Origin of the sequence: Halobacterium zhouii, from assembly GCF_021249405.1 — an archaeon.
Classification (GTDB): domain Archaea; phylum Halobacteriota; class Halobacteria; order Halobacteriales; family Halobacteriaceae; genus Halobacterium; species Halobacterium zhouii.
The window spans coordinates 212,678-238,323 of record NZ_CP089593.1 but is presented as its reverse complement, the minus strand read 5'-3'; the positions used below and the strand labels follow the sequence as shown (position 1 = coordinate 238,323).

Sequence of the window (25,646 nt, the reverse complement as noted above, 5' to 3'; positions counted from 1 at the left end):
ATGCCAGGGGTGACACGCCGACACGAGCCACCACACGCTGACACTGTCGCGCTACACGTCGACCCCGGCGCGGATGTCCGTGAGGACGGTGGTCGCGTCGTGGAAGTAGTCGTCCTCGACGCGTTCGAGGACGGTCGCAACCGACTCCTCGCCGCCCGCCACGTCGATGGAGTAGTCGCCGTACTCCGCTAGCAGGTACTCCCGAGAGACCGGGTACGACTCCCCCTGGAGCTGTTCCTCCAGTTCCTCGATAGTGACACTTTTTGGCATGATAGGGCCGAGGATGGGTTCCGTGAAACGCGTTATGACAGAGTACAAGCCGGGTGAGTGCGTGGTGCCGGTATGCGACTCGCGGACGCGACGTGGACGGACGCCGACGCGACCGACGCGGACCTCGCCGTGCTCCCCGTCGGCAGCACCGAACAACACGGCCCGCACGCCCCACTCGGCACCGACGTGCTCACCGCCGAACGGGTCGCCGAGGCCGCCGCGGACGCCTACGACGACGAGGTCGTCGTCGCGCCCGCGCTCCCAGTGGGCGTCGCCGAGGAACACCGCCAGTTCACGGGGACGCTGTGGCTCCAGCCCGAGACGTTCCGAACGAACGTCCGGGAGGTCGTCGGAAGTCTCGCCAGCCACGGCTGGGACCGCGTCGTCGTCGTGAACGGCCACGGCGGCAACGTCCCCGCGCTCGGCGAGGTCTGTTCGACCATCACTCGCCACGACGACGCGTACGCCGTCCCGTTCACGTGGTTCGACGCGGTCGGCGACCACAGCGCGGACATGGGCCACGCCGGCCCCCTCGAAACCGCGTTCCTCCGCCACACTGACCCCGAACTGGTGCGCGAGGACCGCATCGAGGCCGCCCGTGACGGCGCGAGTGACCACTGGGGAGAGTGGACGGCGCACACGAATCTCGCCCACGACTCCGCGGAGTTCACGGAGAACGGCGTCGTCGGCGACCCCTCGGCGGGCGACGCGGAGCGCGGCGAGGAACTGCTCTCTCTCGCGACCGACTCGCTGTGTGACCTGCTCGGCGCGGTCGCGGAGCGGGACGTCTCCCGCCCGCCACACCGGTAACCGGCGAATCGCCGCAGCGAACCGCCGGCGCGAACCACTGCCGCGAACCGCCGCCGTCAGCCCTGTCGAGGCCCTCTACCGTTACCCGGTGGTCTCCACTGCTGTCGAACGCGGCGTACGCTACAGGAAGGGGTTCCAGCCGCGTTCAATGGGACTCGACGACGACGTCCTGTCGCCGCTCGGCGTCGAGGGCTGCCAGTCCCGTGCCGGCGAGCCACTCGAAGAGGTCGGCGACCTCCGACGGGTCATTGACGGCGTAGGGCGCGGCCGTCGCGTCCGTATCCTTCCCAACGGCCACGCCGACGCCCTCTCCCTGGAGCGTCTCGAAGGCCGCCTCGTCGGTGGTGTCGTCCCCGACGTACATCGTCACCCACTGCTCGCCCTCGGGCGTGAACCGGTCGCGGAGCAACTCGACTGCCTCGCCTTTCCCCCAGTCAGCGTCCGGGCGGACCTCGACGACGTCCTTCCCCTCGGTCACCCGGAGGTCGACGCCGCCCGCGTGCTCGTCGATGGCGGTGTGGACCGCAGTCACGACCTCGTCGCGGCCGCAGTCCGCCATCCGGTAGTGGACCGTCGCCGTCGCGCCCTTGTCCTCGACGTGGACGCCGTCGATGTCGCTCATCTCGTCGGTCACGGCCGCACAGACGTCCGGCAGCACTTCCTGGGCGCGCTCGCCGTCCGAGTGGACCGAGCGGGTGTCGCCGTCGTGGAACTCCAGACCGTGGTTGCCCGCCCAGCACGCCCCGTCGATGTCCGCGCGCTCCCGGACGTCCTCCAGCGCCCGGCCGCTGACGACGCCAACCTTCACTTGCGGGTGGGACGCCAGCGTCTCCAGAGCCAAACGCGTCCGGCCGCGCATCGATGCGCTCTCGGGGTCGTCGACGATCTCCGCCGCCGTCCCGTCGAAGTCGGTCACCACGAGCAGTCCGTCGGCGGCCCGGACGGTGTCGAGGAGACGCTGCTTGTGTCCCCAGATGGAGACGGGTGCGGACTGCCAGTTGGGCGACGCCGAGGCGGCGCCGTCACCGTGGTCGGCGGCAGCGACCGTTTCCAACTGGTCGGCCACCCAGGCGTCGTTGTCCTCGTCGTGCACCCGGCGGCGGAGCGCACGCATCCGCCGAGTGCGGGTGCGCTCGGGCATCGAGAGCGCCGCCTCGATGGTGGTGGCGAACTCCTCGACGTCGTTCGGGTTCACCACGAGCGCGTCGTCGCCGAGGGACTGCGTGGCGCCCGCGAACGCGGAGAGCACGAGCGCGCCGTCGTGCTCGACCTGCGAGGCCACGTACTCCTTGGCGACGAGATTCATCCCGTCGCGGAGCGGACTCACGAGCGCGACGTCCGCGTTGCGGTACAGCGCGGCCAACTCCGTGCGCGAGTAGTGGTCCGTCGTGTACACCACGGGCGTCCACTTCTCGGTCCCGAAGCGGTCGTTGAGTTCGCCGACGCGGCGCTCGACCTCGCACTGGAGTTCGCGGTACTCGTCGATCTGGCTGCGCGACTCGCTGGCCTTCTGGACGTACGTCAGTTCTCCCCGGCGCTCCGGCTGGCGCTCCCAGAGGCGCTCCAGCGCGTCGAGGCGCTGGAGGATGCCCTTCGTGTAGTCGAGGCGGTCGACCCCGACCGCGACCCGCTCGCCGAGGTCGTGATCGCCGGCGAACTCGGACCAGAACCCCGCCGATTCCTCCGATTCCGCCATCTCCGAGAACTGCTCGGCGTCGATCCCCAGCGGGTGGCACTCGATGCGCGTCGTGTGGCCGTCGTAGGTCACCGTGCCCGCGTCGACGTCCACGGTCGCGTCCTCGAAGGCGGCCTCGACGCACTCGCAGAACGCCTCGACGTACGCCTCGTCGTGGAACCCCAGCAGGTCGTTCGCGAGCAGTCCCTCCAGTAGTTCGCGGTGCTGGGGGCACGTCTGGAACGTGCTCCAGGACGGCCACGGGATGTGCCAGAACTGCGTGAGGAACGCGTCCGGGAGTTGCTCCCGGACCAGCCGCGGCGCCAGCGCCAGGTGGTAGTCCTGGAACCACACCACGGGGTCCTCGGCGTCCGCGCGGTCCACGAGCGCGTCCGCGAACGTCTCGTTGACCTGCTGGTAGAACCGCCAGAATTCGCCGTCGAAGTTCGCCCGCGACGGCATGCCGTGGCACAGCGGCCACAGCACCTGATTGCTGTACCCGTAGTAGTACCCCTCCACCTCGCGGTCGTTCAGGTGGAGACACTGGATGGTGTACTCGGGGTCCTCCGGGGGCACCTCGATGCAGCCGCGCTCGTCGGCCACGTCGAAGTCGGCGTCGCCGCTCCCCCACCCCACCCACGTTCCCGACAACCGCTGGACGATGGGGTCGAGCGCCGACGTGAGTCCGCCCGCTGGCTTGGACACCGTCACATCGCCGTCGTCGTCCCGGTCGAAACTGTACGGCTTCCGGTTCGACGCGACGAGCAACTCGCGGCCGTCTAACACGCTGGCGGGCGACGCGTCGTAGCTGACGTCTGTGCTGTCGTGACTGTCGTCCGCACTGCTCGCGCCTGGAGCGCCGTTCACGCTCGCGTTGGGCTGTTCATCGGCGTTCTTCACGCTCGCTCCAGACGGTTCACGGACGTTCGTTTCAGGCTGTTTTACGTCCGCTTCAGACTGTTCACCGCCGGTCGTATGGCTCGTGTCATCCTCTCCGTTCAAGCCGCCCTCGGCGCCCGCGTCACTGTCTCCGTTCGACTCGCCGTGGTCAGTCACGGTCGATCCACCCCCTTTCGTCCCAGGCAGGAGTGTCCCGCCTGGCCGCGAGTTGGCTCCGCTGATGGGTCACGCTTCCGCACCCGAGGGTGATTCCGCTCATGAACTATCTCGTCTCGAACGGGAGACAGCGGTATAACACCCGCGTCAGTTTCGACGATTTCACGGTCTTAGGCCGCCGAAAACGATGGATAAGCGGACGTTACGAACGGTAACACTTCGACACTCGCCACGCGAATCCGGAGACTGGCAGGAGCCTGAAACGAACCATCCCCAGGGCGAGCCGTCTGCAGAAACGCCGAAGCGGTATCGCCCCGGTACTCGTCGGGACTCAGCTCACGCCGCAGGTCGTCAGCCTCGATTCGTTACACGTCTACGCTTCGTTACGCGTCCGCGTTCCCGTTACTCGTCTGCGTCACCGTTGGCTTCCTCCAGTGCGGAGCGGAGCGACGGCACCGTCGACGCGAGTTCGCCGACCTGCTCGCTCGCCGACGAGAGGTCCTCGAGCACGGCCTCGACGTTCTCGATGTCCGCCTCGAGGTCCTCGGCGTCCTCGAAGGCGTCCGCGCGCTTCCCCATCACGAAGGCCTTCTTCGCGTCACGCAGGTGGTCCTCGACGCCCTCCGCGTCGAGTTCGGTCCGGAGCGCGTTCAGCACGCCGAGCGTGTTGTCGGCTTCGACCTCCCAGATCTCCGCGGCCTCCGGGAGCGCCTCGTGTGCCGCGTCGAGGTGTTCCTCCACGTCCGAGCGCATCTCCTCGGCGGCCTCGCCGAACAGTTCGTCGTCATCGAGTGACGTCTGACTCATACCAGAGGATTCGCGCCCGCCCCGTTTAAAAACACGCCCCGGAGCGAACGTGAAACCACGCCACAGGCCGCTCCGAACCCAGAATTCGGCGGCCTGCGAGACGCCGCCTCGGCAGGTCACGAAGCGTCTGTTCGCCGAGTCCACTGTGCTCGGTCAGCCGGTCACGAGGCGCGGTTATCGGGTTACGAGGCCCGGTCACCCGGTCACGAGACGTCAGCCAACCGCATCCGCGGGTAGTCGTCCTCCATCTCCATCACTGCGACCACGTTCGTTCCCTCGTGCTCCACGACCACCTCGACCTCCATGTACTCACCCGTCAACTCCGTATACCCGTGTTCCGTGTCGAGTCCCTCCGTGAGAATGTCCACGGTCACGGACTCGCAGAACGGCTGGTTCTCTATCGACTCCTCGATGGCCGTCTCCAGACTCGACGCGCTCTCCGGACTCACCGGCGTCCCGGCGAACTGGTGGTAGAGCGCGCCGAACTTGATGCCCGCCTCGAAGCACGCCTGCTCGGCGTCGGTCCCCGCGGTAGTGCCTGTTTCCATACCTGTTCTTCCGCCGGTGGCGGCTAAGGCGTGTCGCTCCAGACCAGTTGCGTGTCAGTTCGTTCGCCGTGCTCCCGCCAGTAACCACTCCCTAGACTGCTTGAACGGGCGTACAGCCACGGACAGGGAACGGCTGGCCGCGATTCGAACCGGTCCAGTGGTCGCGCGCGCAGTCGAACTCGATGGCGCGAAACGCGCCGACCGACACGCAACACCCGAACCGCATCCTTCATTGCGAACGGACGCGGAGACGTACTCGAATGGACGACCGCGTCCTCCTCACGGGCGCCTCCGGGCGCGTCGGACGAGCCATCCTCGAGGGCATCGGCGACCGGTACGAGTGGCGACTGCTCGACCGCGAACCGCCGACCGAGGACGCCGACCACGAGTTCGTCGTCGCGGACGTCACCGACGAGGACGCCATCCGCGACGCGGTCGCGGGCGTCGACGCGGTGATCCACCTGGCCGGCGACCCGCGCCCCGAGGCGCCGTGGGACAGCGTCCTCCGGAACAACATCGACGGCACGCGCACCATCCTCGAAGCCGCCGTCGACGAAGGCGTCGAGAAGTTCGCGTTCGCGTCCTCGAATCACGCCGTCGGCCACTACGAGACCGAGCGCAAACCCGACCTCTACCGCACGGACGACGACTTCCACCTCGACGGCACGGAACTCCCGCGCCCCGGCAACCTCTACGGCGTCTCGAAAGCCACAGGTGAGACGCTCGGCCGGTTCTACCACGACGAACACGACCTCTCGTTCGTCGCGGTGCGCATCGGCAACCTCACCGAGGGCCACCCGCCCATCGACTACGAGCGCGGGCAGGCAATGTGGCTCTCCCACCGGGACTGCGCGCACCTCTTCGACTGCTGTCTCAACGCGTCCTACGGCTACGAGATCGTCTACGGCATCTCGGACAACGACCGCAAGTACTACTCGCTGGAGCGCGCTCGCGAGGTGCTGGGGTACGACCCGCAGGACAACTCCGCCGAACACGACGAGTAAGACGCGGAACGAACCGATTACCGCGTTCCGGCGAACGCCGCCGCGTCGCCGACAAGTTGGGGATGGGTTTAAGCCTTTGAAGTGGTAACCTCAGGTCATGAGACACTTCGGACTCAAACTCCGGATGGCGGTCGTCGGTGCCATCCTCTTCGCGTTCTACTCACTCGCAGTCGGCGTCGCGTACCTCATGTTCGGCGCCAGCATCGTCCCGATCGCCATTCTCGGATCCGTCCTCCTGGTCGGCGTCCAGTACAAGGTCGGGAAGTACGCCGCGCTGAAGAGCGTCGGCGCAGAAGACCTCTCGGAGAGTCAGTACCCCGAGATTCACCGGCGCATCGACGAACTGTGTGCGGACATGGACATCGACAAACCCGACATGAAGGTCGCCAGCATGGGCGTCCCGAACGCGTTCGCCGTCGGGCGGAAGGGCGCGGGCGTCGTCGTCATCTCCACGGAACTCATCCAGACCCTGGAGATGGACGAACTCGAAGGCGTCGTCGCGCACGAACTCGCGCACATCAAGAACCGCGACGTCGTCACGATGATGATCGGGCAGGGCATCGCGTCCATCGTCGGCATCGCCGCGCAGTTCATCGTGCTGTTCACGGGCGACAACGACATCGCGGACTTCTTCCTCGCGATGATCGTCGGGAACCTCGTCCAGTTCTTCGTGATGATCTTCGTGCTCGCCATCTCCCGCTACCGCGAGTACGTCGCCGACGCCGACGCGAAGCAGTACACGGGAAGCGGCGAACCGCTCGCTCGCGCACTCGAGAAGATCCAGGCCGGCAACCAGCACGCTCAGAAGTCGAAGGTCGACGAGGACGTCGCGGCGCTCTGCATCTTCGGCGAAGGAAAGGGCTTCCTCGCCAAGATCGTCTCGACGCACCCGCCCGCCGAGAAGCGCATCCAGCGCCTCCGCGAGTAGATGACGGGCGTCCGGGAACTCCTCGCGATAGCCATCGGCGCGCTCCTCGGCGCGCTCTGTCTCGCCGCGCCCGCCGCCGTGTTTCGGCTCTCCGTACTCGGCGGTGCGAGTCCGACCCGGAACCCGGGCGGCGAGTACGGGAGCGACCCGGAGCCCTCGGACCGCGCGCTTCTCGCCGTGCGCGCTGTCGGCGTCGCCTGCCTCGCTGTCGCCGCGTTCGTCGCGTGGCAGGCGTTCGCCTGACCGCAGAAACAGGGTTCAGTCGAACAGTCCCGCGACGTCATCTTCTCGCTGTTGTCGCCGCTGGACGTGTTGTTCGAGGCGCGCAGCCACTAGCCCGCGCTGCTCGGGTTGGGCCGCAAAGTCACACAGCAGCGCGCCGAACTCGTTCAACTCGCCCTCGCGGAGCGCCTCGCGGGCGTACGTCGCCGCGCGCTCGAAGATGTCCTCGTCGTAGCCCGCGTGCTCCGCGAGCGCGAGCGTCGCCTCGACGCCCGCCGGCGGGTCGAGCGCCCCGAGATCGAGCTCCTCGCCGTTGTACGTGAGCGCGGGCGGGTCCGTTTTACCGACTTCCTCCGGGTCGCGTTCGAGCGCCGCGAGATAGGTCCGCACCGTCTCGACGTTCACCCCCCGGTAGTCCGCTGGCAGTCCCTCGAGGTAGCCACGCGCCGACCCACACAACCCGACGGCGCCTGTCTGGTTTCCCTCGCTGACGTGGTGGACCGCCGCGGAGAACTGGATGAGGCCGTGGAGCAACCGCTCGTCGTCGCCGTCCGGGAGGTCGAGCCACGCGTCCTCCCAGGCGTCGTGGGCCGCGTGGTAGTGTCCGGCGTCGAACACCGCGATGCCCGCGCGAAGCGCCGCGTCCATGTTCACGACTGGGGCGGCCACGCGCAAACGGCTTTCGACGGAAGAAGAGAGCGCTCCGCGTCTTCGGCCTACGATCGGCGCTTGACACGCTCGACCGCCGACTTCATCGTGGACCGCTGCTCGCTCTCGGTGTCGCCCGCCCGCGAGCGCTTGACGCGCCGGACCGCCGCGTCCACGGTGCTTCGCTTCTCGCCGACCGTCGCGCCCAGTAACGCCCCCAGGCCAGCGCCCGTGCTCGCGCCGTTCCGGCTGAACAGACCGCCGATTGCACCGCCAATCGCGCCGCCAACGGCGGCGTACTTTGCACGATTCATCCCGCGTCGTATCTTGCTCATAGTGACACAATGGTGCGTGTGCTGGATAAAAGTACTCGCCAGTAGCGGTCGCTCGCGGTCGTGGTTACGCGATAAGTAACGTCCGGACGGCGTCTGCGTGAGCGGAGCGAGCGCAGGCTCGTTCGGGCGTTTCGAGTGAAACGAGAAACGTCCGGACGGCGATTTGAACGCCGGTCCCTGGCTCCGCAAGCCAAGAGGATAGTCCACTACCCTATCCGGACTCGTTCCTTCGTAGCCCGACAGTACGTAAAGCGGTTACGATTCGGGGGCAAGGTTCTTGCAATCAGCAGCCGAAATCCAGGTATGCGACGGCGGCAAGTGCTCGCGGGAGCGTCAGTGGCACTGTTCGGTGGTTGTCTCTCGTATCCGAGTGGCACGCCGTCCGACGGCGAGACGACGTCGCCAGCAGGAACGACGACGGCGACGCCCGCAGTCGAGCGCACGGGGTTCGAACTCCGTCGTGCGGACTGCGGGATGGTTCGGGAGAGAGCGTCCGTCTCCGCGGACGAGGAAGCGCTGGCTGTCACTGTCGAGGGAACGACGAGTGCGCCGAACGCGTGTTACTCGGCGCGACTCGCGGACGCGACGTACAACGCGGACAGCAACGAACTGCGGGTCGTCGTCGAGACGTACGACGCGAGCGACGGCGGGGCGTGCACGCAGTGCATCACGGAACTCGACTACGCGACAACCATCACGCTCACTGGGGGACTGCCAGCGAGCGTGGTGGTCGTACACTGGAGTCGTGGCGAGGAGCGGACGGTCGCCTCGACGAGTCTGTAGTCGGGGGACTCGCCGGTCCGTAGGTTCAAACCGGAGGGCGACTCACCCCGGGTTGTGACCATCGAAACTCGCAGACTGCAGCGCCTCAATCCCCCAAGGACAACGCTTATGCGCGGCGTGTGCCTGGGGTGAACCACGTACTTATGGGCGAAATCGAGGACATCTACGAGGACCTCGACACCGACGTCTCCCTCGATGAGTTCGAGGAGGCCGTCGATTCGAAGGTCGAGCAGATGGGGGGACTGGCCGACGAGGAGACGGCCGCGATGCTCATCGCCCACGAACTCGACGACGGCGAGGTCAACGGCGTCGTCGACATCGAACCCGAGATGGACGAAGTGAAGTTCCTCGGGAAGGTGACGAGCGTCGGGGAGGTTCGGGAGTTCGAGCGCGACGGCGAGGACGAGCAGGACGGCCGCGTGGTGAACGTCGACGTCGCCGACGAGACCGGGAGCGTCCGCGTCTCGCTGTGGGACGAGCAGGCGGTCGCCGCGACCGACGAACTCGAGGCCGGCCAAGTTCTGCGCATCAAGGGCCGTCCGAAGTCGGGGTACAACGGCGTCGAGGTGAGCGTCGACGAGATGGAAATCGACGCGGACGAGGAGATCGACGTGCAGGTACAGGACGAGTACACCGTCGAGGACCTCTCGCTTGGCATCTCGGACGTGAACCTCGTCGGGGAGGTGCTCGCCGCGGAGGACGTGCGCACGTTCGACCGCGACGACGGCAGCGAGGGGAAGGTGTCGAATCTCGTGCTTGGCGACGAAACGGGGCGCGTTCGTATCACGCTCTGGGACGACCAGGCCGACACCGCGACCGAGTTCGACGCGGGCGAAGTCGTGGAGGTCGTCGACGGCTACGTGCGCGAGCGAGACGGGAGTCTCGAACTCCACGTCGGCGACCAGGGCGCCATCGAGGAGGTGGACGCGGATGTCGCGTACGAACCGACGGCGACTCCAATCGACACCCTCGAGATGGACGACACGGCGGACATCGCGGGCGTGATCCGCTCGGCCGACCCGAAGCGCACGTTCGACCGCGACGACGGCAGCGAGGGACAGGTCCGGAACATCCGCCTGCAGGACGACTCGGGCGACATCCGCGTGGCGCTCTGGGGCGAGAAGGCGGACCTCGACCTCGGGCCGGGCGACGAGGTGGCGTTCGTGGACGCCGACGTCCAGGACGGCTGGCAGGACGACATCGAGGCGTCCGCGGGATGGGGGACGACGGTCATCCCGCTCGCGGACGGGACGGCGACTGGAGCAGGTGGTTCAACGGGCGATAGCAGTGAGAGCGACGGAAGTGACACGACTGGGCTGTCGGCGTTCGGCGGCGACGACAGCAACGACGGTGGCGACGAACACAGCGAGAACGGCACTGCGTCGTCGACGAACGGTTCGACGGCCGCCGACGGCGAGGAGGTCGAGTTCACGGGCGTCGTCGTGCAGGCCCAGAACCCCGTCATCCTCGACGACGGCGAGGAGACGATGAGCGTAGACACGAACGCGGATGTGACGCTCGGTCAGGAGGTCACGGTCCGCGGCGAACTCCGCGACGGTCGCCTCACCGCGGACGAACTGAACTGAGCGAGAGATAGCTGTGGTCGACGGCTACCGGCGAGGGCGGCCAGGCGACCCTTCTTCCGGCCACGTAGTCGAGTATCTGCTCCCCAGTCGACCGGTTTCTTAGTCGAACGCCTGGTCGTCCTTTCGGTTGTTGACGTTCCGCTGCTCGGACTCCTTGGCCTCCTCGTTACGCATCTCGTCCTCGCGTTCTATCTTCCGCTCGTTCTCCTCCTCCTGTTCCTGTTCGATCTCGCGCTGCCGAGACGCTTCCGCGTCGGCCGACGTGTCCTCGTCGTCACTCGTCGCCTCGGGCTCGGTTTCGTCGTTCGATGGCATACGTGTGCGTTCGTTCGCCAGTCAAAAATGCGTAGTGGCGGGAAGACAGCGAGCTGTTCCGCCCGGTGCGAACGCGAGTACCTCCGAGCGGGAACACAGAGCGGGTGATACCGTAGTGGAAACAGTTAAGCGTGCGAGCGCCACGCATTGACGCATGAGCGTCGAACTCCCGTTCGCGCCGGTGGACACGATCATCCGGCGACACGCGGGTGACCTGCGGGTCAGTGCGGATGGGGCAGCAGAACTCGCTCGACGCATCCAGGAGCGTGGCGCGGCCCTCGCGATGGACGCAGCGGAGCAAGCGGCCTCGGAGGGGCGGAAGACGCTGATGGCCGAGGACTTCGGGATGAGTTCGGCTCCGGACGCGGAATCGCTCGTGCTCCCGGTCGCGCCGGTCGACCGCATCGCGCGCCTCGACATCGACGACCGGTTCCGCGTGTCGATGGACGCCCGGGTCGCGCTCGCCGCGCAACTCGAAGAGTACGCGACCGACGCCGCGGAGGCCGCGCGGATGCTCGCAGAGCACGCGGGACGACGAACCGTACAGGCCGAGGACATCGAGACGTACTTCCGGCTCGTGGAATGAGATTCGGGTTCAGCGAGACGTGCCTCGAACACGACCCAGGGCCGCGACACCCCGAGACACCTGACCGACTGCGGGCGATCAAACAGGAACTCGCGAAGCGCCACGGCGTCGCCTACGAAGACGCACCACCCGCCGAAGAGAGCGACGCCACGGCCGTCCACGACCCCGGGTACGTCGCGGAGGTCCAGGCGTTCTGTGACCGCGGCGGCGGGAACTGGGACCCCGACACCGTCGCCTCCGAGGAGACGTGGCCCGCCGCACTCGCCAGCGCGGGTCTCGCGATGGACGCCGCACGAGACGCGCTCGACGGCGTCGACGGCAGGGAGACGCGGTTCGCTCTCGGCCGACCTCCCGGCCACCACGCCGTGTCCGACGACGCGATGGGGTTTTGCTTCCTGAACAACGCCGCAATCGCCGCCCAGCACGCAATCGACGAGTGTGGCGCCGAACGCGTCGCCGTCTTCGACTGGGACGTCCACCACGGCAACGGCACCCAGGACATCTTCGAGGCGCGCGGCGACGTGTTCTACGGCTCAGTCCACGAGGACGGCCTCTACCCGGGGACGGGTGACGCCGACGAAGTCGGTGTCGGGGACGGCGAGGGAACCACGCTGAACGTCCCGCTTCCCGCGGGGGCCGAGGACGCCGACTACTGTGCGACGTTCGACGAACTGTTCGCGCCCGCGCTCCGCGAGTTCGACCCCGATCTGTTGCTCGTGAGCGCGGGGTTCGACGCGCACCGCCACGACCCGATCTCCCGGATGCACGTCTCTACGGAGGGGTACGCGCTGCTCACGGACCGTGTGCGCGCCGTCGCCAGGGAGGCCGACGCCGCGCTGGCGTTCGTGCTCGAAGGCGGGTACAGCCTCGACACGCTCGCGGACGGCATCGGCATGGTCCACGAGACGTTCGACGGCCGCGAACCGGTCGAACTGGAGGACGACGCGAGCGAGACCGACGAGGTCCGTGAACTCCTCGACGGCATCGCGGCGGACCATCCCGCCCTCGGCTGATTCTTTCGCTTACACCGCCGGATCGAAGTAGCGTGCGAGTTCGACGCCGAACTCGCTCGCGAGTCCGCTGACATCCTCGCCGACGAGCACGTCGTAGTCGCCGCGCTCCACGATGGATTCGACGTGCGCGCCAAGCGCCACCTCGTCGAGGTAGTCGGTGGCGAACTGGCGGGCAGTCTGCACCTCGCGCTCGCGCTCCACGACGTACCGCCCGTCCTCGACGAACGGCCCGTAGGCGTCGGCGTCCGCGTACTTCTCGTAGAACCCCTCGGCGTGTCCGGGGACGTGAACAGGTGGCCCTTCGTGGCGCTCGATACGGGGGAGTTCCGCGACGTCGAGTTCCACGAACAGGACCGCGCGCTCGTCGGCCCACGTCGCCGCGCGGAGTACCGAGAACCCGCGGGATTCGAGACCGCGGACGAGGCCGTCCCGCGAGCGGTAGAGCTGCGGGTAGAGCTGGTCGTCCACGAGGTCCGGGGCGTCGAACACCACCGCGAGCGGCGTCGCCCCTCGCCGGTCGAGGTGCTCGCGAACGCCGTCGACATCGACCGGTTCCGGGGTCTCCGCCTCGAACGCGTCCTCGCTGGGGGCTGCGAGGAACTCGCGGGCGTGGTGCTGGACGCGCGCGACGTTCGTCGCCGAGACGACCGCCGCGACGTTGCGCTCCGGGTCCGTCGGGTCGACGACCACGAGCGGGTCGTCGAACGTCGCTTCGGCGTGGTCCTCGGGGTCGAGCACGACGGGGCGCCCCCACTCCCGGATCGCTTCGAGCGTCTCCCGGAACCCGCTGTACGCCAGCACGAGCAGTTCCGTGAGGTAGCCCGAGAACCCCTGCGTCCGGAGGTCGCTGCCGTACGCGCCGATTCCCTTCAGGAACTGCTTGAACAGGCGGACGTCGCCCGCCAGGTCGTCGTCCAGCCTGGCTTCGAGGTACGCGTTGTGGAACGGCGTGCGGTCGACCGCCGACTGGATCTGGGTGGCGTCCTCGACCCGATAGCACGGCACCAGGTCGACATCGTACCCCTCGAAGGACCCCTTCACGTAGGGGTGTTCGGCGTACTCCTCGCGCCCCTCCGGCAGCACAGCGTTCCCGACCTCCAGACCGTACTCCTCGAGATCTCCCCGCGGCAGGTCCGCCGGAAACCGCACGAACAGGTCGATGTCGCGGTCGCCAGCCACCCACGTCCCGCGCGCCGTACTCCCGACCTGCACCACGTCCGCCTCCACCGGGAGGTCCGCGATGGCGGCGCGCGCTCGCTCGGCCAGCCGCTCGACCGCGCCAGCGAGCGCCCGCCGCTCTTCGGCCGTCGGGTCGACGCGCCCCCGAACGCGCTCGACGACCGCGTCGAAGTCGCTCATACCCGTGTTTCTCGCGGCCCGTCCTAAGCCGTGTCGATGCCCTGGCCTCCGTCGAAACGAAAGCCATATCAAAACGAGTCGAGTACCGTGATTTGCCAGCCGCCGTAGCTCAGTTGGTAGAGCACCTGGTTGTTACCCAGGTTGTCCCAGGTTCGAGCCCTGGCGGCGGCGTACATCCTCCTGCAATTGCGCGCGAAGCGACGGCTTCGCGCGGTTGCTCCGAATCAGTACCTCCAGTACTCCACGGTGTGGACGTCGATGCGGACGGACGTGTTCTCGGACCACGCGTCCTCGTCGGCGCCGTACTTCCGATTGATGCGGTGGAGTATCTCTCGGGCCGCCCCGTCGTCCTCGACGACAGACGCCGCCCCCTGGAGCGTCACGCCCCACTTCGGGTGGCCGTCCTCGGCCTTCTGCACGGAGAGCGCGACGCGCGGATTCCGCCGGAGGTTCGCCAGTTTGCGCCCGGTCGTCGCGATCTCGACGACGCCATCGGAGTAAGTGTACCACACCGGGGCAACGTGGGGCCGGTCGTCGTGGCACGTCCCGAGGTGCGCGACGAGCGGTTCGCTGGTGAGCAGTTCCTCTGCCGCCTCGGGCACAGTCTCGGCCATACGCCACGTACGAATTCCAGGACCCTCAGTTTGCTCCCAGGGCTTCCCCTCGCCGTCGGCAGCCCTGCAATCCCGACAGGCTAAAGGTTCGGCCACGGGAATCGTCTCGTGAGGGCCCTTAGCTTAGTTTGGTTCAAAGCCCCCGGCTCATAACGGCCGCTGTCACCGCGGGAGCGGGCGTGGGATACCGGGTGAGCGGTGGTTCAAATCCGCCAGGGCCCACTTCTCTGCTGCGCCGACCGCCGAGCGCGCCATGCGCGAGGCGTCGGCCAGCTGTGAATGGGTCAGGATTTGAACCAGGCGAGTCGCACGCCCGGGAAGCGAACGGAGTGAGCGACCCGGAACGTCTCGGCAGGGTTCATAATCCGCCAGGACCTACTTCTCCGTTGCGCCGACCGCCGCCCGTATCAACTACGCAGCGTCTAGTTAGGGCCAACACGACACGATTTCGGCCGCTGATTCCGGACCGGATTCAAACGGGAGTCGGAACGCTATCGAGTGTGTTTTTCGAGGGTGAAACGATGGACCCCCTCGCTTGACGACACCCGATGGCGGAGGAGAGTGTGAATGTTTTTCCGCGCGACGACGAATGAGGGGTGATGGCAGACGGCGAGCGCGTCACCCCACCGGAATGGTTCGTCGAGCAGGCGAACGTCCGCGAGTCCCCCCGAGAGGCGTTCGAGCGGGAGTGGCCGGACGCGTGGGAGCGGGCGGCGAACCTGCTCTCGTGGGACCGCGAGTACGACGACATCTTCGACGCAGGGCCACCGTACGCGTGGTTCCCCGGGGGGCGCCTGAACGCGTGTTACAACTGCGTCGACCGCCACCTCGAGGAGCGGAAGAACCAGGTCGCTATCGCGTGGGAGGGGCAACTCGGCGAGCGCCGGACGTACACGTACCTCGATCTGTACCGCGAGGTCAACGAGTTCGCGGCGGCGCTCCGCGACATCGGCGTCGAGGAGGACGACGTCGTGACGACGTACCTTCCGGTGGTTCCGGAACTCCCCATCGCGATGCTGGCGTGCGCTCGCATCGGTGCCGTGCACAACGTCGTGTTCGCGGATTTCTCGGCTGACGCGCTGGCGAACCGGATGCGTCGCGCGGACTCGGAGCACCTCGTCACGTGCGACGGCTACTACCCGGGGGGTGGGGCAGTCGACCAGAAGAGCAAGGCCGACAACGCCTGCCTCTCACTGGACGCGGACGTGGAGTCGGTCGTCGTGGACCGCCTCAGCAACGACACGCATCTCGGCGACTGTTACGCCTACGACGACCTCCTGGAGCGCCACGCCGGCGCGGAGGTCGAACCGGTGGCCAGGGAGGCGACCGACCGCCTGTTTCGCATCTACACCTCCGGCACGACGGGTCAGCCGAAGGCGGTCGACCACACGACGGGCGGGTATCTCGCGCAGGTGGCGTGGACGACTCGGTCAGTCCTCGACGTGAAACCCGGTGACACGTACTGGTGTGGGGCTGACGTGAGCTGGATCACGGGGCACTCCTACGTCGTCTACGGGCCGCTCGCGCTCGGGACGACGCCGCTGCTCGTGGAGGGAGCGATGGAGTCGCTCGGCCAGGGACGCCCGTGGGAACTCGTCGAACGGCACTCCGTGGACGTCCTCTACACGTCCCCGACGGCGATTCGCGCGTTCATGAAGCGGGGCACGGATGGGCCCGCGAACCACGACCTGTCGAGTCTCCGGTTGCTGGGCAGCGTCGGTGAGCCCCTCGATTCGACCGTCTGGGAGTGGTATCGCGAGCACGTCGGCGGGGGCGAGTGCCCCGTCGTGGACACGTGGTGGCAGACGGAGACGGGGGCGATTCTCCTCGCGACGCTTCCGGGCGTCGACGACATGGAACCGGGGGCTGTCGGGCCGCCGCTCCCGGGTGTGAACGTCGAGGTCGTCGACGACCGCGGGGAGACTGTCGGTCGCGGTGACAGCGGGTATCTCACCATCACGCGTCCGTGGCCGGCGATGCCGCAGTCCGTCCGCACGGGTGATGGGTGGGCCGACCGGCCGCCGGGCGCGGACTGGCGGTACTACCCGGACGACCGCGCTCGCGTGACCGACGACGGGTACGTCGCCGTGCTCGGGCGCACTGACGACGTCGTCAACGTCGGCGGCCGGCGGTTCTCGACGCTCGAGTTGGAGTCCGCCATCGTGGCGGTCGACGGCATCGCGGAGGCGGCGGTCATCGTCGGCAACCACTACGAGAAGGGGCGGGCGATCCACGCGTACGTCAGCCCCGAGCACGATTACCCCGTGGCAGCGGAGAACCTCCGCGAGCGCGCTCGTTCGGCCGTCGAGTCCGTCGTCGGCACGTCCGCTCCCGAGACGGTGGTGTTCACGCCCGAGTTGCCGAAGACGCGTTCGGGGAAGATCATGCGTCGACTGCTCATCTCGGTCGCTAACGGCGAGTCGCTGGGCGACACGTCGGCGCTCCGGAACCCGGAGGTCGTCGGTGAACTCCGGAACGACGCGACCGACGAATGATTTCGTAGATATCTATATTCCCGAAACTCAGTTCGGGGTTTCGCTCCCGCGTCGACCAACTTGAGCGGACAACCGTCGAGGGAGCCGTCAAGCACACCAGTAGGCTTATTTCGTTCATGTTCGATGTGGCGACAATGCCGGAGCGGCTGACCGGAGCGCAGTACGAGCGCGTTCGTCGCGCGGCCGAGACCCACCGCGAGGACCTCGTGGTGCGTCTGGGCGGCGAGGTCGGACTCCGTCCGACCGAGATGGCTCGCGCTCGACCGGGCGACGTGGTGTCCCACGGCGACCACTACTTGCTCCGTGTTCGGGAGGCCGACGGGACGCGGAACGCGTTCTTCCCGGTCTCGGTCGAACACGAGTTGCGGAAGTACGCCACCGCCGCGAACGTCGGGGATGACGAGGAGTTGTTCGACGTGACCGCGCGGCGACTCCAGATGCTCGTCCGGGAGGCCGGCGACCGAGCGGGGGTCGACGTCTCCTCCTACGACCTTCGGCGGCACTTCGCGCGCTCACACCTCGAGGACGGCGTGTCCCCGCACGTGGTCCAATCGGTCGGCGGGTGGGACCGACTCGAGAGCCTCGAATCGCTGCTCGACACCCCGGATCGCGGAGATGTTGTGGCCGCGTTCACTCGCGGCAGGTCGTCCGAGCGCGTCGAACGGGCGGTTCGGTCCGTCGCCGACGTGGGCGAGGCACTCACGGCGGCCGGCACCCGGGAGGCCGTCGAGCGGGCGGTCGTAGACACTCTGGTCGCTCGCGACGACTTCCGGTTCGCTGTGCTCGCGGGTTGCAACAGTGGATTCTCGCGTCGCGCTGTCGCAGGCATCTCGACGGAGCGTGCTGACGACCTGCTGGATGGCTACGACCGAGCGGTCGTCGACGACGACGACGTCCGCGTTCGTGAGGACGGTCCGGCACCCGCTGTCGTCCTCGTCCCGCTCGTGTACGGTGAGCGGGGACGAGACCTCCTCGTCGCTGGTGTCGAGACCGGAGTGAGTGACCTCGAGCGAGTGCTGGTCGACGCGCTCGGCACGCAGGTCGAGCAGGCGCTCGCCACCGCCGAACACCGCCGCCTGCTGTCCCCCGATACGGCCGTCGAACTGGAGTTCCGGGCGGGCGACGAGAGCAGCCTCGTGGCGGCGCTGTCCGGCGACGGCGACTGCCGGGTCTCGCTGTCCGGGACGGCCCCGACGAACGGAGCCGTCGTCTGTTTCCTCGTCGTCGAAGGTGGCGACGCCACCGACGCGATCGAGTTCCTCGACGGTCGGGACGCCGTCCGCGATACTCGACTGGTCGAGGATCACGGCGACGGCGGATTCCTCGAGGTGGTCGTCGCGGCCGGCCCCGTGTTGACAGTCGTCGAGCAGGGTGGCCTGGTGACGGGGGCGACTGCCGACAGCGGAACGGCGACGCTCACGGCCGAGGTTTCGGACGAAGGGGGCGTCCGCGAACTGGTTGACGGGGTGGTCGAGCGGTTCCCAGACGTGACCCTCGCTGCCAAACGCGAGGTGGAACAGCCGGTCGAGTCGGACGCGGCGTTCCGGGAGCGACTGGCCGACCGCCTGACTGACCGACAGGCGTCGGTGCTACAGGCGGCGTACTACGGTGGCTACTACGAGTGGCCTCGCGGTTCGACGGCCGAGGAACTCGCCGACGCGCTCGACGTCTCCTCCCCCACGCTCCACAACCACCTCCGGAAGGCCAACCAGAAACTGCTCACCGTCTTCTTCGACGAGCAACGCGGGGGCTAACTATTTAGCCCCGAATCCGGCTTCCCGTCACCGGTCGGTCGACGGCGAACCGAGGTATCGGCAGAATTTGCGTGCGTCGAGCGCTATCAACCCCGCTCCCGTTCGTATACGGACGTTTGTGATAATTAGCGCGTCGGCTTATTGTGGGTGCGTGATACGGCACGTGTAGGCATGTCACAACAGCCAGAACTCGAAGCACGACTGGAAGACCAGAACGAGTTCGAACCCCCCGAGTCATTCGTCGAGCAGGCGAACGTCTCGGACCCGAGCATCTACGAGGAGTTCGACGAGAACTGGCCCGAGTGCTGGGAGCAGGCCGCCGACCTGCTCGACTGGAGCGAGGAGTACGACCAGGTACTCGACGACTCGAACCCGCCGTTCTACGAGTGGTTCACGGGTGGCAGCCTGAACGCCAGTCAGAACTGCATCGACCGGCATCTCGAGGAGCGCGGCGACGAGGCCGCCATCGAGTGGGTCGGCGAACCCACCGGCGAGGAGAATCGCACGTACACGTACGAGGACCTCCACCGCGAGGTCAACGAGTTCGCGGCGGCACTCCGCGAGATGGGCGTCGGCGAGGACGACGTCGTGACGATGCACATGCCGATGATTCCCGAGTTGCCCATCGCGATGCTGGCGTGTGCCCGCATCGGCGCACCTCACTCCGTCGTGTTCGCGGGGTTCTCCGCATCCGCACTCGCCGAACGCATGAACGCCGCGGATTCGGAGTACCTCGTCACCGCGAACGGCTACTACCGGCGCGGCGACGCCCTCGACCACCTGGAGAAGGCCAACGAGGGCCTCGAGGGCGTCGAACACGAGGTCTCGGACGTGGTGGTCAAGGACCGTCTCGGCGACGACGCACACGGCCACGACCTCGCGGATAACCAACACGACTACGACGAACTCGTAGCTGAGCACGCGGGCGCCACGGTCGACCCCGTCGAACGGGACGCCGAAGACATGCTCTTCCTCATGTACACCTCCGGAACGACCGGAGAGCCGAAAGGAGTCAAACACACGACCGGCGGCTACCTCGCGTGGAACGCGTGGACGAGCCAGGCCGTCCTCGACATCAAGCCCGATGACACCTACTTCTGCTCGGCCGACATCGGCTGGATCACCGGGCACTCCTACATCGTCTACGGCCCGCTCTCCCTCGGCACCACGACCGTGATGTACGAGGGCACACCGGACCACCCCGAGCAGGACCGCTTCTGGGAGATCGTGGACGACCTCGACGTCACGCAGTTCTACACCGCGCCGACGGCCATCCGCGCGTTCATGAAGTGGGGCGCGGAGTACCCCGACGAACACGACCTCTCGAGTCTCCGCCTCTTGGGCACCGTCGGCGAACCCATCAATCCGAAGGCCTGGAAGTGGTACTACAAGCACATCGGGGACGAGAACTGCCCCATCGTCGACACCTGGTGGCAGACCGAGACCGGCGGCATGATGGTCACCACACTCCCAGGCGTCAACGACATGAAACCCGGGTCCGCTGGTCCGCCGATTCCCGGAAACGACGTCCGCGTGGTGGACGCCAGCGGCGACGAAGTGTCCGCGGGCGAGGCCGGCTACCTGACGGTAGAGAAACCGTGGCCGGGGATGTTGCGCACGCTCTATCAGAACGACGAGCGATTCATCCAGGAGTACTGGGCGGAGTACTCGGACACCGACAGCGACGACCCCGAGGACTGGGTGTACTTCCCCGAGGACGGCGCGAAAATCGACGACGACGGCTACATCACGGTCGTCGGCCGCGTCGACGACGTCGTCAACGTCTCCGGGCACCGCCTCGGCACCATGGAGATCGAATCAGCCGTCGTGGCCTCCGAGGGCGTCGCGGAGGCCGCGGTCGTCGGCGCTGACCACGAGGTGAAAGGTGAGGCCGTCCACGCGTACGTCATCACGGAAGACGGCTACGACGGCGGCCGGGAGATGCAGGACCAGATCGAGCAGTCCGTAGAGGACGCCATCGGCCCCATCGCGCGCCCGGAGAGCATCGTATTCACGCCCGAGTTGCCGAAGACCCGCTCCGGGAAAATCATGCGCCGTCTCCTCGAAGAGATTGCGAACGGCGAGGACCTCGGGGACACGTCGACGCTCCGCAACCCGGACGTCGTCGAGGACATCCAGCAGCAAGTGGGGAGTGAGTGACGATGCCTGCAGACACCGACACAGCCAACCCCGCCCCGCTCGGCCTCGTGGGCTTCGGTCTGACGACCGTGCTGTTGAGCGTCTACAACGCCGGCTTCCTCCAGCCCGACCTCGAACTGGTGGTCGTCCCGATGGCGATGGCCTTCGGCGGCACCATCCAGTTGTTCGCGGGCCTCCTGGAGTACCGTGAGGGGAACACCTTCGGGACCACCGCGTTCTGTAGTTACGGCGCGTTCTGGTGGTGGTTCGGCCTGCTCGTCGTCTTCATGCACAACGGCTGGATTCCGTCCGTGAGCGCCCAGGCGCTCGGCCTCGCGCTCATCATGTGGGGCGTCTTCACGACGTACATGTGGGTCGCCACGTTCAAGCTCAACTGGGGGCTCTGGAGCGTCTTCGGCCTGCTGTCGGTGACGTTCTTCCTGCTCGGCTTCGGTGACTTCCTCGGCATCGGGGGGCTCGTCGTCGCCGGCGGCTACGTCGGCATCCTCACCGGCCTCGACGCCATGTACGTGAGCTTCGCCGAAGTCACGAACTGGGCGTGGGACCGCGAGGTCGTCCCTCTCGGGAGCGCTCCGCTCGAGTCGACGACCACCGAAAACACCTCCGTGCAGCCCACCGACTGACCCAGGCGCGGCGATTCGGTGTTTCCTCCGTCCGCGGTTTTCGAGGGGCGAGATATCTGTCTGACCGACCCCCGAGCACAGTCAGAACTGGTCAAGAACTCGGTCGAGAACCGCCACCGTCGCCTCGGTGTGCAGGTACCGGTTCTGATTGCCACACTGCGAATCCATGATGCAGGCCGGACACCCGCCCGTTCCCTGACAGTCGCAGTCGTCGACGCGCTCGCGGGTCCGCCGAGCAATCTGTTCGGCCTGCTCGTAGATGCGTTTGCTGAATCCGAGTCCGCCCTCGACGGCGTCGTGGATGAACCACGTCGGAACGCCGGTTTCCTCGTGGACGGGCGTGCTCAGGCCGCCGAGGTCGGACTTGTCCATCCGGAGTTCGAGCGGCGTGAGCTTGATCATGCCGTGCTCGGCGCCGTGCAGTCCCCCACCGAACACCTCCATGACGTCGCCGTCCGTGAGCGACTCGGCGGTCTCGCCGGTGACCGCCTCGAGAACCGTGTTCTGGAGCGACGGCGGCATCTCGACCCACACGAGGTGCGTGTGGAGTTCGATCGGAGGGAGGCCAGTCGGCTGGAGTGACGTGCTCACGCGCCCCGACTGGATGTCCTTGCGCTGGTAGTGTGTGTAGTGAATCTCGACCGTCCCCGTCCCCCACGCCAGCCGGTAGCCGTTTCCGAGGTCGCGTGAATCCTCGACCTCGAGGCCCCGGACGGCCTTCTCGGAGTGGGTCTCGGTGTACTCGTTCGTCCGAACCGCCTGGACCGTGATGGACGGATTCGGCGCGCCCTCGTCGAACTCGACGACTTCGTACTGGGTGCCGTCGTGCAAGAAGAGCGCGCCCTCGTGGTGGTCGCGGTACGCGCGCTCCCGGTCGATCGGCTCCATGTCGATGTCGCCGTCCCGGCACCGCACGTCGAACTGCGTGGCCGACGACGTGTACATCGATATCTCGGACTGCGGCCGCGGAGCGCCCGTGTACCGGACACTCCGGGACAGGTCGCCGGTGAGTTCTCCTGCGTCCGTCCACATCTCGACGGCGCGGTCGAGTCGCTCCCCGTCGAACCACTCCCGGTCGTCCTCGGTCAGTGGTCGTTCGTGGGCGGCACACTGGACGTGCTGGGCGTACACGGGGTTGTTCTCGAGTCCGATGACCGCGTCCTCGATGGCGTCCCCGAGGACGTACTCGGGGTTGTCGAGGATGTACTGGTCGATGGCGTCCGCTCGCGCGACGAACACCGAGAGCGCGTCGGCGTTCCCGCGCCCGGAGCGCCCGACCTGCTGCCAGAACGACTGGCGCGTCCCCGGGTAGCCGGTGAGGATGGTGGCGTCCATCGACCCGATGTCGATGCCGAGTTCGAGCGCGTTCGTCGACGCGACGCCGTCGAGTCCGTCGCTCTTGAACTGGTACTCGGTGCCGCGGCGCGTCTGCTTCCCGAGGCCGGCGTGGTACGGTTCGACGCTCACGCGCCCGGATCGGGGGTGTTTGCTCGCCGCGTCGGTGGCGTACTTCGCGCCGAGTTCCGCGTTCTTCCGACTGCGCGTGAACAGAAGCGTCTGGACGTCGTGCAGTCCCAGGTGGGCGAGCACCGAACTCGCCTCCCGAACGGGGTTCGTCTGGGCCGCCCGGAAGTCCTCGAAGGCCGCCTCGGGGCCGAGTTCGGATTCGTCGACCGGCGGCTTCCAGAACGCGACGTCCCGCTTGCCGCGCGGCGACCCGTCATCGTCGACGACGGCGAAAGAGTGCCCCGTGAGGCGCTCGGAGTGCTCGCCCGGGTTCCCGATCGTCGCGGACGTACAGACCATCTGCGGGTCGGACTCGTAGTGGTCGAGGACGCGCCTGAGTCGGCGCATCGTCCACGCGACGTGCATCCCGTGGACGCCGGTGTAGGTGTGGGACTCGTCGATGGCGAGCAGTTCGCAGTTCGAGAAAAACGAATGCCAGCGCGGGTGATGCCCGAGGTAGACGTTCACGCCGACGAAGTTCGTGATGACGACGTCGGCCGTCTCCCGGATCTGCTTCCGGTTGTCCTGTGGCGTGTCGCCGTCGTACACGCGGACGGTGACGTCGAGTCCGAGGTCCCCGAAGAACGCGTTGAGTTCCTGCTCCTGGTCGCGGGAGAGGGCCTTCGTCGGGTACACCAGGAGCGCCGTCGACTCGGGGTCTGCGAGGTGGTTGCGAGCGATCTGGAGGGCGTACACGTAGGTCTTCCCCGACGCCGTCGACGTGGCGACGCAGACGTTCTCGCCCGAATCGAGGCGGTCGAGCGCCTCGGCCTGGTGCGTGAACAGGTCACCGACGGCGTCGCCGAATCGGTCGGCGAGCGTCGGGCGGAGCACCGTCTCCGGCGCGACGTAGTCGCCGTCGTCGGCGGAAACGGTTTCGGCGTGCCGGAGTTGGTCGTCGTACTCCGGGAACGTCTCCCGGAGACCCCGGGCCGTGATGGGTGCGTGCTCCGGCGGGTCGGAATCTGAGCTCATGGTGGTTACCAGTCTGAGAGACTGCCCTGCGTGGTCGTCTCCTCGAGGTCGCGGGACTGCTCGGTCGTCGAGACGATTCGGCTGCTCTCCTGGAGGGCCTCGTGGATGGTCGCGAGCGCTCGCACGTCGTCCTCGCAGTAAGCCACGAGTTGCTCCCAGTCGGGTTCGGTCTCCGGAGAGCGGTCGGCCATCCACGCCTGGTAGGCCCGCGCGACTGCCGCTCCCGTCAGCCCGGTTTCCGCGGGTTCGTGGCCGAGGGCTTCGGCCACGTCCCCGAGCTTGTTCGTTCGACCGGGGAGCACGGCGTTGCCGTTCGTGACCGCCCACTGGTAGGGGTCGAAGCGGTACGTGCTCGTCCAGTCGTCCTCGTACCGCGGGCAGTACTCGATGACGTGGTCGTGGATGACCGGGAAGTCGAACCGCCAGCCGTTGTAGGCGACGACCGGGCGGTGGCTCGCGTTCGCCGCGTACCAGGCCAGGAAGTCTTCGAGAGCGCGGCCGGGTTCGTCGGGGTTCCGCTGGACGAACGAGATGTAGGTTCCGTCCTCGGCCGACCCGTCGAGCACGCCGATCAGCCACGTGATGGTGGGGGCCAGGCCGTCCGTCTCGATGTCGACGTAGACGGGGTCGCCGTTCGGCAGTTGCTCGTCCGAGCTCCGAACGACCTCGCCGTCGGCGAGCGCTCGCGCGCTCTGCTGGATTCGTTCCGCCGTCGTCTCACCCAGCCCCTGGATTCCCCTGAGGTGTCGCTGCTCGGCGTCGGCAACTGCGTCCCTGCGCTGGAACCCGGCGTCCCGGAGTCGCTGTGCGCGAGTCCGACCGACGCCATCGAGAGCACGCAGACCGAGTTGGTCTCGCGTGAGCGTTCGCGTGAGCAGTTCTCCGTCGCTCCGGCAGTCGAGTGCCACCAGTGGCTCGCCCCTGGTGCCGGCGTCGGCGCCACCACCGACGACGGTGAGGTCGTTCCACTCGCGGCGGTACTCCTTCGGGAGGCGCGTCGAGACGTGCACGTACTCGCCGTCGAGGCGCTCGGGCGCGAGCGCGTCCCGGTACTGGTCGCCGCCGACGAGCGACGTCGAGAGCGTCGTCGTGTCCACGTCGACGTCGAGCAGATTGCTGAGCACGTACGTCGGTTGTTCACTGCGGAGTTCGTCCCCTTCTTTGCCTGCAACCGCCCGGAGGGCGTCTGTCGACGGTGCGAACACGAACTGGACGCCGTCGACCGTCTTAGCCCCCTCAACCCCTTGTCGGTGGGTTCCACTGGGATGGAAGCAGACTGTTTCCGTCTCGGTCTCACGCCGCAGGATGCGGACGGCCTGTGTGGCCGGTGAGTCGCCGGTGAGCAGGACGACATCCGGGTCGAAGTACGAGAGCCAGTCCGCGCGTGCTGGCTGTGGCGCTCGCTCGACGAACTCCGGGGCCACGGCGGCAATCCGAGTGGTAGCGGGCGACGGCATGCTAGATGCGATCGTCGCTACTCCGTTCTGGTCCCATCCGCTTGAGTGTGGGGAAACCAGGGTAAAACAGAAGCCGGCAGTCGTCCACCACGTCCCACACCGCGAGCGGATCAGCCG

23 protein-coding genes and 3 tRNA genes are annotated in these 25,646 nt (G+C 67.4%); 14 read left to right on the top strand and 12 right to left on the bottom strand.

Annotated elements, in window-relative coordinates; genetic code table 11:
• Positions 1-51: 51 nt before the first annotated feature.
• A complete protein-coding gene (locus LT970_RS01160) occupies positions 52-270 on the bottom strand; it encodes a DUF5789 family protein (protein ID WP_232687135.1) in 219 nt (72 codons plus the stop codon).
• A 72-nt stretch (positions 271-342) separates the two neighbouring features.
• On the opposite strand from LT970_RS01160, the gene LT970_RS01155 reads away from it, so the two are divergent.
• Entirely contained in the window at positions 343-1,080 is a 738-nt protein-coding gene (locus LT970_RS01155; RefSeq protein WP_232687134.1) for a creatininase family protein, read from the top strand.
• A 145-nt stretch (positions 1,081-1,225) separates the two neighbouring features.
• Here LT970_RS01155 and LT970_RS01150 read toward each other — a convergent pair whose 3' ends face one another.
• From LT970_RS01150 to LT970_RS01140, 3 genes are all read right to left on the bottom strand, one after another.
• Positions 1,226-3,811: a bifunctional alpha,alpha-trehalose-phosphate synthase (UDP-forming)/trehalose-phosphatase gene (locus LT970_RS01150; RefSeq protein ID WP_232687133.1), complete on the bottom strand. Its 2,586-nt coding sequence runs from the start codon at positions 3,809-3,811 to the stop codon at positions 1,226-1,228.
• Positions 3,812-4,213: 402 nt separating this feature from the next.
• On the bottom strand, positions 4,214-4,618 hold the full coding sequence (locus tag LT970_RS01145; RefSeq protein ID WP_232687132.1) for a DUF5790 family protein: 405 nt from the start codon (positions 4,616-4,618) through the stop codon (positions 4,214-4,216).
• A gap of 203 nt (positions 4,619-4,821) precedes the next feature.
• Positions 4,822-5,166 (bottom strand): dihydroneopterin aldolase family protein, encoded by a 345-nt coding sequence (locus LT970_RS01140; RefSeq protein WP_232687131.1) that lies wholly within the window; start codon positions 5,164-5,166, stop codon positions 4,822-4,824.
• 260 nt (positions 5,167-5,426) lie between these two features.
• Here LT970_RS01140 and azf point away from each other — a divergent pair, with 260 nt between their 5' ends.
• The 3 genes from azf (at position 5,427) to LT970_RS01125 (ending at position 7,341) form a co-directional block, all read left to right on the top strand.
• Positions 5,427-6,170, top strand: a complete 744-nt coding sequence (gene azf, locus LT970_RS01135) for an NAD-dependent glucose-6-phosphate dehydrogenase Azf (RefSeq protein ID WP_232687130.1) — start codon at positions 5,427-5,429, stop codon at positions 6,168-6,170.
• A gap of 124 nt (positions 6,171-6,294) precedes the next feature.
• Positions 6,295-7,098, top strand: a complete 804-nt coding sequence (locus LT970_RS01130; RefSeq protein WP_349292247.1) for a M48 family metallopeptidase — start codon at positions 6,295-6,297, stop codon at positions 7,096-7,098.
• A complete protein-coding gene (locus LT970_RS01125; protein ID WP_232687128.1) occupies positions 7,099-7,341 on the top strand; it encodes a DUF6199 family natural product biosynthesis protein in 243 nt (80 codons plus the stop codon).
• Between the two features lie 15 nt (positions 7,342-7,356).
• Here LT970_RS01125 and LT970_RS01120 read toward each other — a convergent pair whose 3' ends face one another.
• From LT970_RS01120 to LT970_RS01110, 3 genes are all read right to left on the bottom strand, one after another.
• Complete coding sequence (locus tag LT970_RS01120) at positions 7,357-7,968, bottom strand: DUF309 domain-containing protein (protein WP_232687127.1); 612 nt, start codon at positions 7,966-7,968, stop codon at positions 7,357-7,359.
• A 68-nt stretch (positions 7,969-8,036) separates the two neighbouring features.
• On the bottom strand, positions 8,037-8,303 hold the full coding sequence (locus LT970_RS01115; RefSeq protein ID WP_232687126.1) for a glycine zipper 2TM domain-containing protein: 267 nt from the start codon (positions 8,301-8,303) through the stop codon (positions 8,037-8,039).
• A gap of 148 nt (positions 8,304-8,451) precedes the next feature.
• Positions 8,452-8,524: transfer RNA gene (locus tag LT970_RS01110), tRNA-Arg, on the bottom strand.
• 82 nt (positions 8,525-8,606) lie between these two features.
• Here LT970_RS01110 and LT970_RS01105 point away from each other — a divergent pair.
• Entirely contained in the window at positions 8,607-9,086 is a 480-nt protein-coding gene (locus LT970_RS01105) for a hypothetical protein (protein ID WP_232687125.1), read from the top strand.
• A gap of 143 nt (positions 9,087-9,229) precedes the next feature.
• Positions 9,230-10,672: a single-stranded DNA binding protein gene (locus LT970_RS01100; RefSeq protein WP_232688664.1), complete on the top strand. Its 1,443-nt coding sequence runs from the start codon at positions 9,230-9,232 to the stop codon at positions 10,670-10,672.
• A 99-nt stretch (positions 10,673-10,771) separates the two neighbouring features.
• Here LT970_RS01100 and LT970_RS01095 read toward each other — a convergent pair whose 3' ends face one another.
• Positions 10,772-10,987, bottom strand: a complete 216-nt coding sequence (locus tag LT970_RS01095; RefSeq protein ID WP_232687124.1) for a hypothetical protein — start codon at positions 10,985-10,987, stop codon at positions 10,772-10,774.
• Positions 10,988-11,141: 154 nt separating this feature from the next.
• Between LT970_RS01095 and LT970_RS01090 the strand changes: the two genes are divergently transcribed.
• Together LT970_RS01090 and LT970_RS01085 are read left to right on the top strand one after the other, a co-directional pair.
• Positions 11,142-11,573, top strand: a complete 432-nt coding sequence (locus tag LT970_RS01090) for a histone family protein (RefSeq protein WP_232687123.1) — start codon at positions 11,142-11,144, stop codon at positions 11,571-11,573.
• Positions 11,570-12,586, top strand: coding sequence for a histone deacetylase family protein (locus tag LT970_RS01085; RefSeq protein ID WP_232687122.1), 1,017 nt, complete (start codon positions 11,570-11,572; stop codon positions 12,584-12,586). Before LT970_RS01090 ends, LT970_RS01085 begins: the two co-directional genes overlap by 4 nt.
• A gap of 9 nt (positions 12,587-12,595) precedes the next feature.
• Here LT970_RS01085 and cca read toward each other — a convergent pair whose 3' ends face one another.
• Positions 12,596-13,945: a CCA tRNA nucleotidyltransferase gene (gene cca, locus LT970_RS01080; RefSeq protein ID WP_232687121.1), complete on the bottom strand. Its 1,350-nt coding sequence runs from the start codon at positions 13,943-13,945 to the stop codon at positions 12,596-12,598.
• A 98-nt stretch (positions 13,946-14,043) separates the two neighbouring features.
• Between cca and LT970_RS01075 the strand changes: the two genes are divergently transcribed.
• A tRNA-Asn gene (locus tag LT970_RS01075) sits at positions 14,044-14,116 on the top strand.
• A gap of 53 nt (positions 14,117-14,169) precedes the next feature.
• Here LT970_RS01075 and LT970_RS01070 read toward each other — a convergent pair.
• A complete protein-coding gene (locus tag LT970_RS01070; protein WP_232687120.1) occupies positions 14,170-14,559 on the bottom strand; it encodes a pyridoxamine 5'-phosphate oxidase family protein in 390 nt (129 codons plus the stop codon).
• Between the two features lie 112 nt (positions 14,560-14,671).
• On the opposite strand from LT970_RS01070, the gene LT970_RS01065 reads away from it, so the two are divergent.
• The 5 genes from LT970_RS01065 (at position 14,672) to LT970_RS01045 (ending at position 21,591) form a co-directional block, all read left to right on the top strand.
• Positions 14,672-14,781: transfer RNA gene (locus tag LT970_RS01065), tRNA-Ile, on the top strand.
• A 377-nt stretch (positions 14,782-15,158) separates the two neighbouring features.
• Entirely contained in the window at positions 15,159-17,054 is a 1,896-nt protein-coding gene (locus tag LT970_RS01060; protein ID WP_232687119.1) for an acetate--CoA ligase, read from the top strand.
• A gap of 134 nt (positions 17,055-17,188) precedes the next feature.
• Positions 17,189-18,808 carry a bacterio-opsin activator domain-containing protein gene (locus LT970_RS01055; protein ID WP_232687118.1) on the top strand — a complete coding sequence of 540 codons (1,620 nt, stop codon included), beginning with the start codon at positions 17,189-17,191 and terminating at the stop codon, positions 18,806-18,808.
• Between the two features lie 171 nt (positions 18,809-18,979).
• Positions 18,980-20,968, top strand: coding sequence for an acetate--CoA ligase (acs, locus tag LT970_RS01050; RefSeq protein WP_232687117.1), 1,989 nt, complete (start codon positions 18,980-18,982; stop codon positions 20,966-20,968).
• A gap of 2 nt (positions 20,969-20,970) precedes the next feature.
• The gene (locus tag LT970_RS01045) at positions 20,971-21,591 is read left to right on the top strand and encodes an acetate uptake transporter (RefSeq protein ID WP_232687116.1); all 621 of its coding nucleotides are present in this window, start codon (positions 20,971-20,973) and stop codon (positions 21,589-21,591) included.
• 81 nt (positions 21,592-21,672) lie between these two features.
• Here LT970_RS01045 and LT970_RS01040 read toward each other — a convergent pair whose 3' ends face one another.
• On the bottom strand, positions 21,673-24,072 hold the full coding sequence (locus LT970_RS01040; protein ID WP_232687115.1) for a DEAD/DEAH box helicase: 2,400 nt from the start codon (positions 24,070-24,072) through the stop codon (positions 21,673-21,675).
• Positions 24,073-24,077: 5 nt separating this feature from the next.
• Positions 24,078-25,529 carry a ribonuclease H-like domain-containing protein gene (locus LT970_RS01035; RefSeq protein WP_232687114.1) on the bottom strand — a complete coding sequence of 484 codons (1,452 nt, stop codon included), beginning with the start codon at positions 25,527-25,529 and terminating at the stop codon, positions 24,078-24,080.
• Positions 25,530-25,646 lie beyond the last annotated feature (117 nt).

Excerpts from the sequence above, each read along its gene's own strand:
- LT970_RS01160 (WP_232687135.1), bottom strand. The coding sequence starts at position 270 with ATGCCAAAAAGTGTCACTATCGAGGAACTGGAGGAACAGCTCCAGGGG.
- LT970_RS01155 (WP_232687134.1), top strand. The coding sequence starts at position 343 with ATGCGACTCGCGGACGCGACGTGGACGGACGCCGACGCGACCGACGCG.
- LT970_RS01145 (WP_232687132.1), bottom strand. The coding sequence starts at position 4,618 with ATGAGTCAGACGTCACTCGATGACGACGAACTGTTCGGCGAGGCCGCC.
- LT970_RS01140 (WP_232687131.1), bottom strand. The coding sequence starts at position 5,166 with ATGGAAACAGGCACTACCGCGGGGACCGACGCCGAGCAGGCGTGCTTC.
- azf (WP_232687130.1), top strand. The coding sequence starts at position 5,427 with ATGGACGACCGCGTCCTCCTCACGGGCGCCTCCGGGCGCGTCGGACGA.
- LT970_RS01130 (WP_349292247.1), top strand. The coding sequence starts at position 6,295 with ATGGCGGTCGTCGGTGCCATCCTCTTCGCGTTCTACTCACTCGCAGTC.
- LT970_RS01125 (WP_232687128.1), top strand. The coding sequence starts at position 7,099 with ATGACGGGCGTCCGGGAACTCCTCGCGATAGCCATCGGCGCGCTCCTC.
- LT970_RS01120 (WP_232687127.1), bottom strand. The coding sequence starts at position 7,968 with ATGGACGCGGCGCTTCGCGCGGGCATCGCGGTGTTCGACGCCGGACAC.
- LT970_RS01115 (WP_232687126.1), bottom strand. The coding sequence starts at position 8,303 with ATGAGCAAGATACGACGCGGGATGAATCGTGCAAAGTACGCCGCCGTT.
- LT970_RS01105 (WP_232687125.1), top strand. The coding sequence starts at position 8,607 with ATGCGACGGCGGCAAGTGCTCGCGGGAGCGTCAGTGGCACTGTTCGGT.
- LT970_RS01100 (WP_232688664.1), top strand. The coding sequence starts at position 9,230 with ATGGGCGAAATCGAGGACATCTACGAGGACCTCGACACCGACGTCTCC.
- LT970_RS01095 (WP_232687124.1), bottom strand. The coding sequence starts at position 10,987 with ATGCCATCGAACGACGAAACCGAGCCCGAGGCGACGAGTGACGACGAG.
- LT970_RS01090 (WP_232687123.1), top strand. The coding sequence starts at position 11,142 with ATGAGCGTCGAACTCCCGTTCGCGCCGGTGGACACGATCATCCGGCGA.
- LT970_RS01085 (WP_232687122.1), top strand. The coding sequence starts at position 11,570 with ATGAGATTCGGGTTCAGCGAGACGTGCCTCGAACACGACCCAGGGCCG.
- cca (WP_232687121.1), bottom strand. The coding sequence starts at position 13,945 with ATGAGCGACTTCGACGCGGTCGTCGAGCGCGTTCGGGGGCGCGTCGAC.
- LT970_RS01070 (WP_232687120.1), bottom strand. The coding sequence starts at position 14,559 with ATGGCCGAGACTGTGCCCGAGGCGGCAGAGGAACTGCTCACCAGCGAA.
- LT970_RS01060 (WP_232687119.1), top strand. The coding sequence starts at position 15,159 with ATGGCAGACGGCGAGCGCGTCACCCCACCGGAATGGTTCGTCGAGCAG.
- LT970_RS01055 (WP_232687118.1), top strand. The coding sequence starts at position 17,189 with ATGCCGGAGCGGCTGACCGGAGCGCAGTACGAGCGCGTTCGTCGCGCG.
- acs (WP_232687117.1), top strand. The coding sequence starts at position 18,980 with ATGTCACAACAGCCAGAACTCGAAGCACGACTGGAAGACCAGAACGAG.
- LT970_RS01045 (WP_232687116.1), top strand. The coding sequence starts at position 20,971 with ATGCCTGCAGACACCGACACAGCCAACCCCGCCCCGCTCGGCCTCGTG.
- LT970_RS01040 (WP_232687115.1), bottom strand. The coding sequence starts at position 24,072 with ATGAGCTCAGATTCCGACCCGCCGGAGCACGCACCCATCACGGCCCGG.
- LT970_RS01035 (WP_232687114.1), bottom strand. The coding sequence starts at position 25,529 with ATGCCGTCGCCCGCTACCACTCGGATTGCCGCCGTGGCCCCGGAGTTC.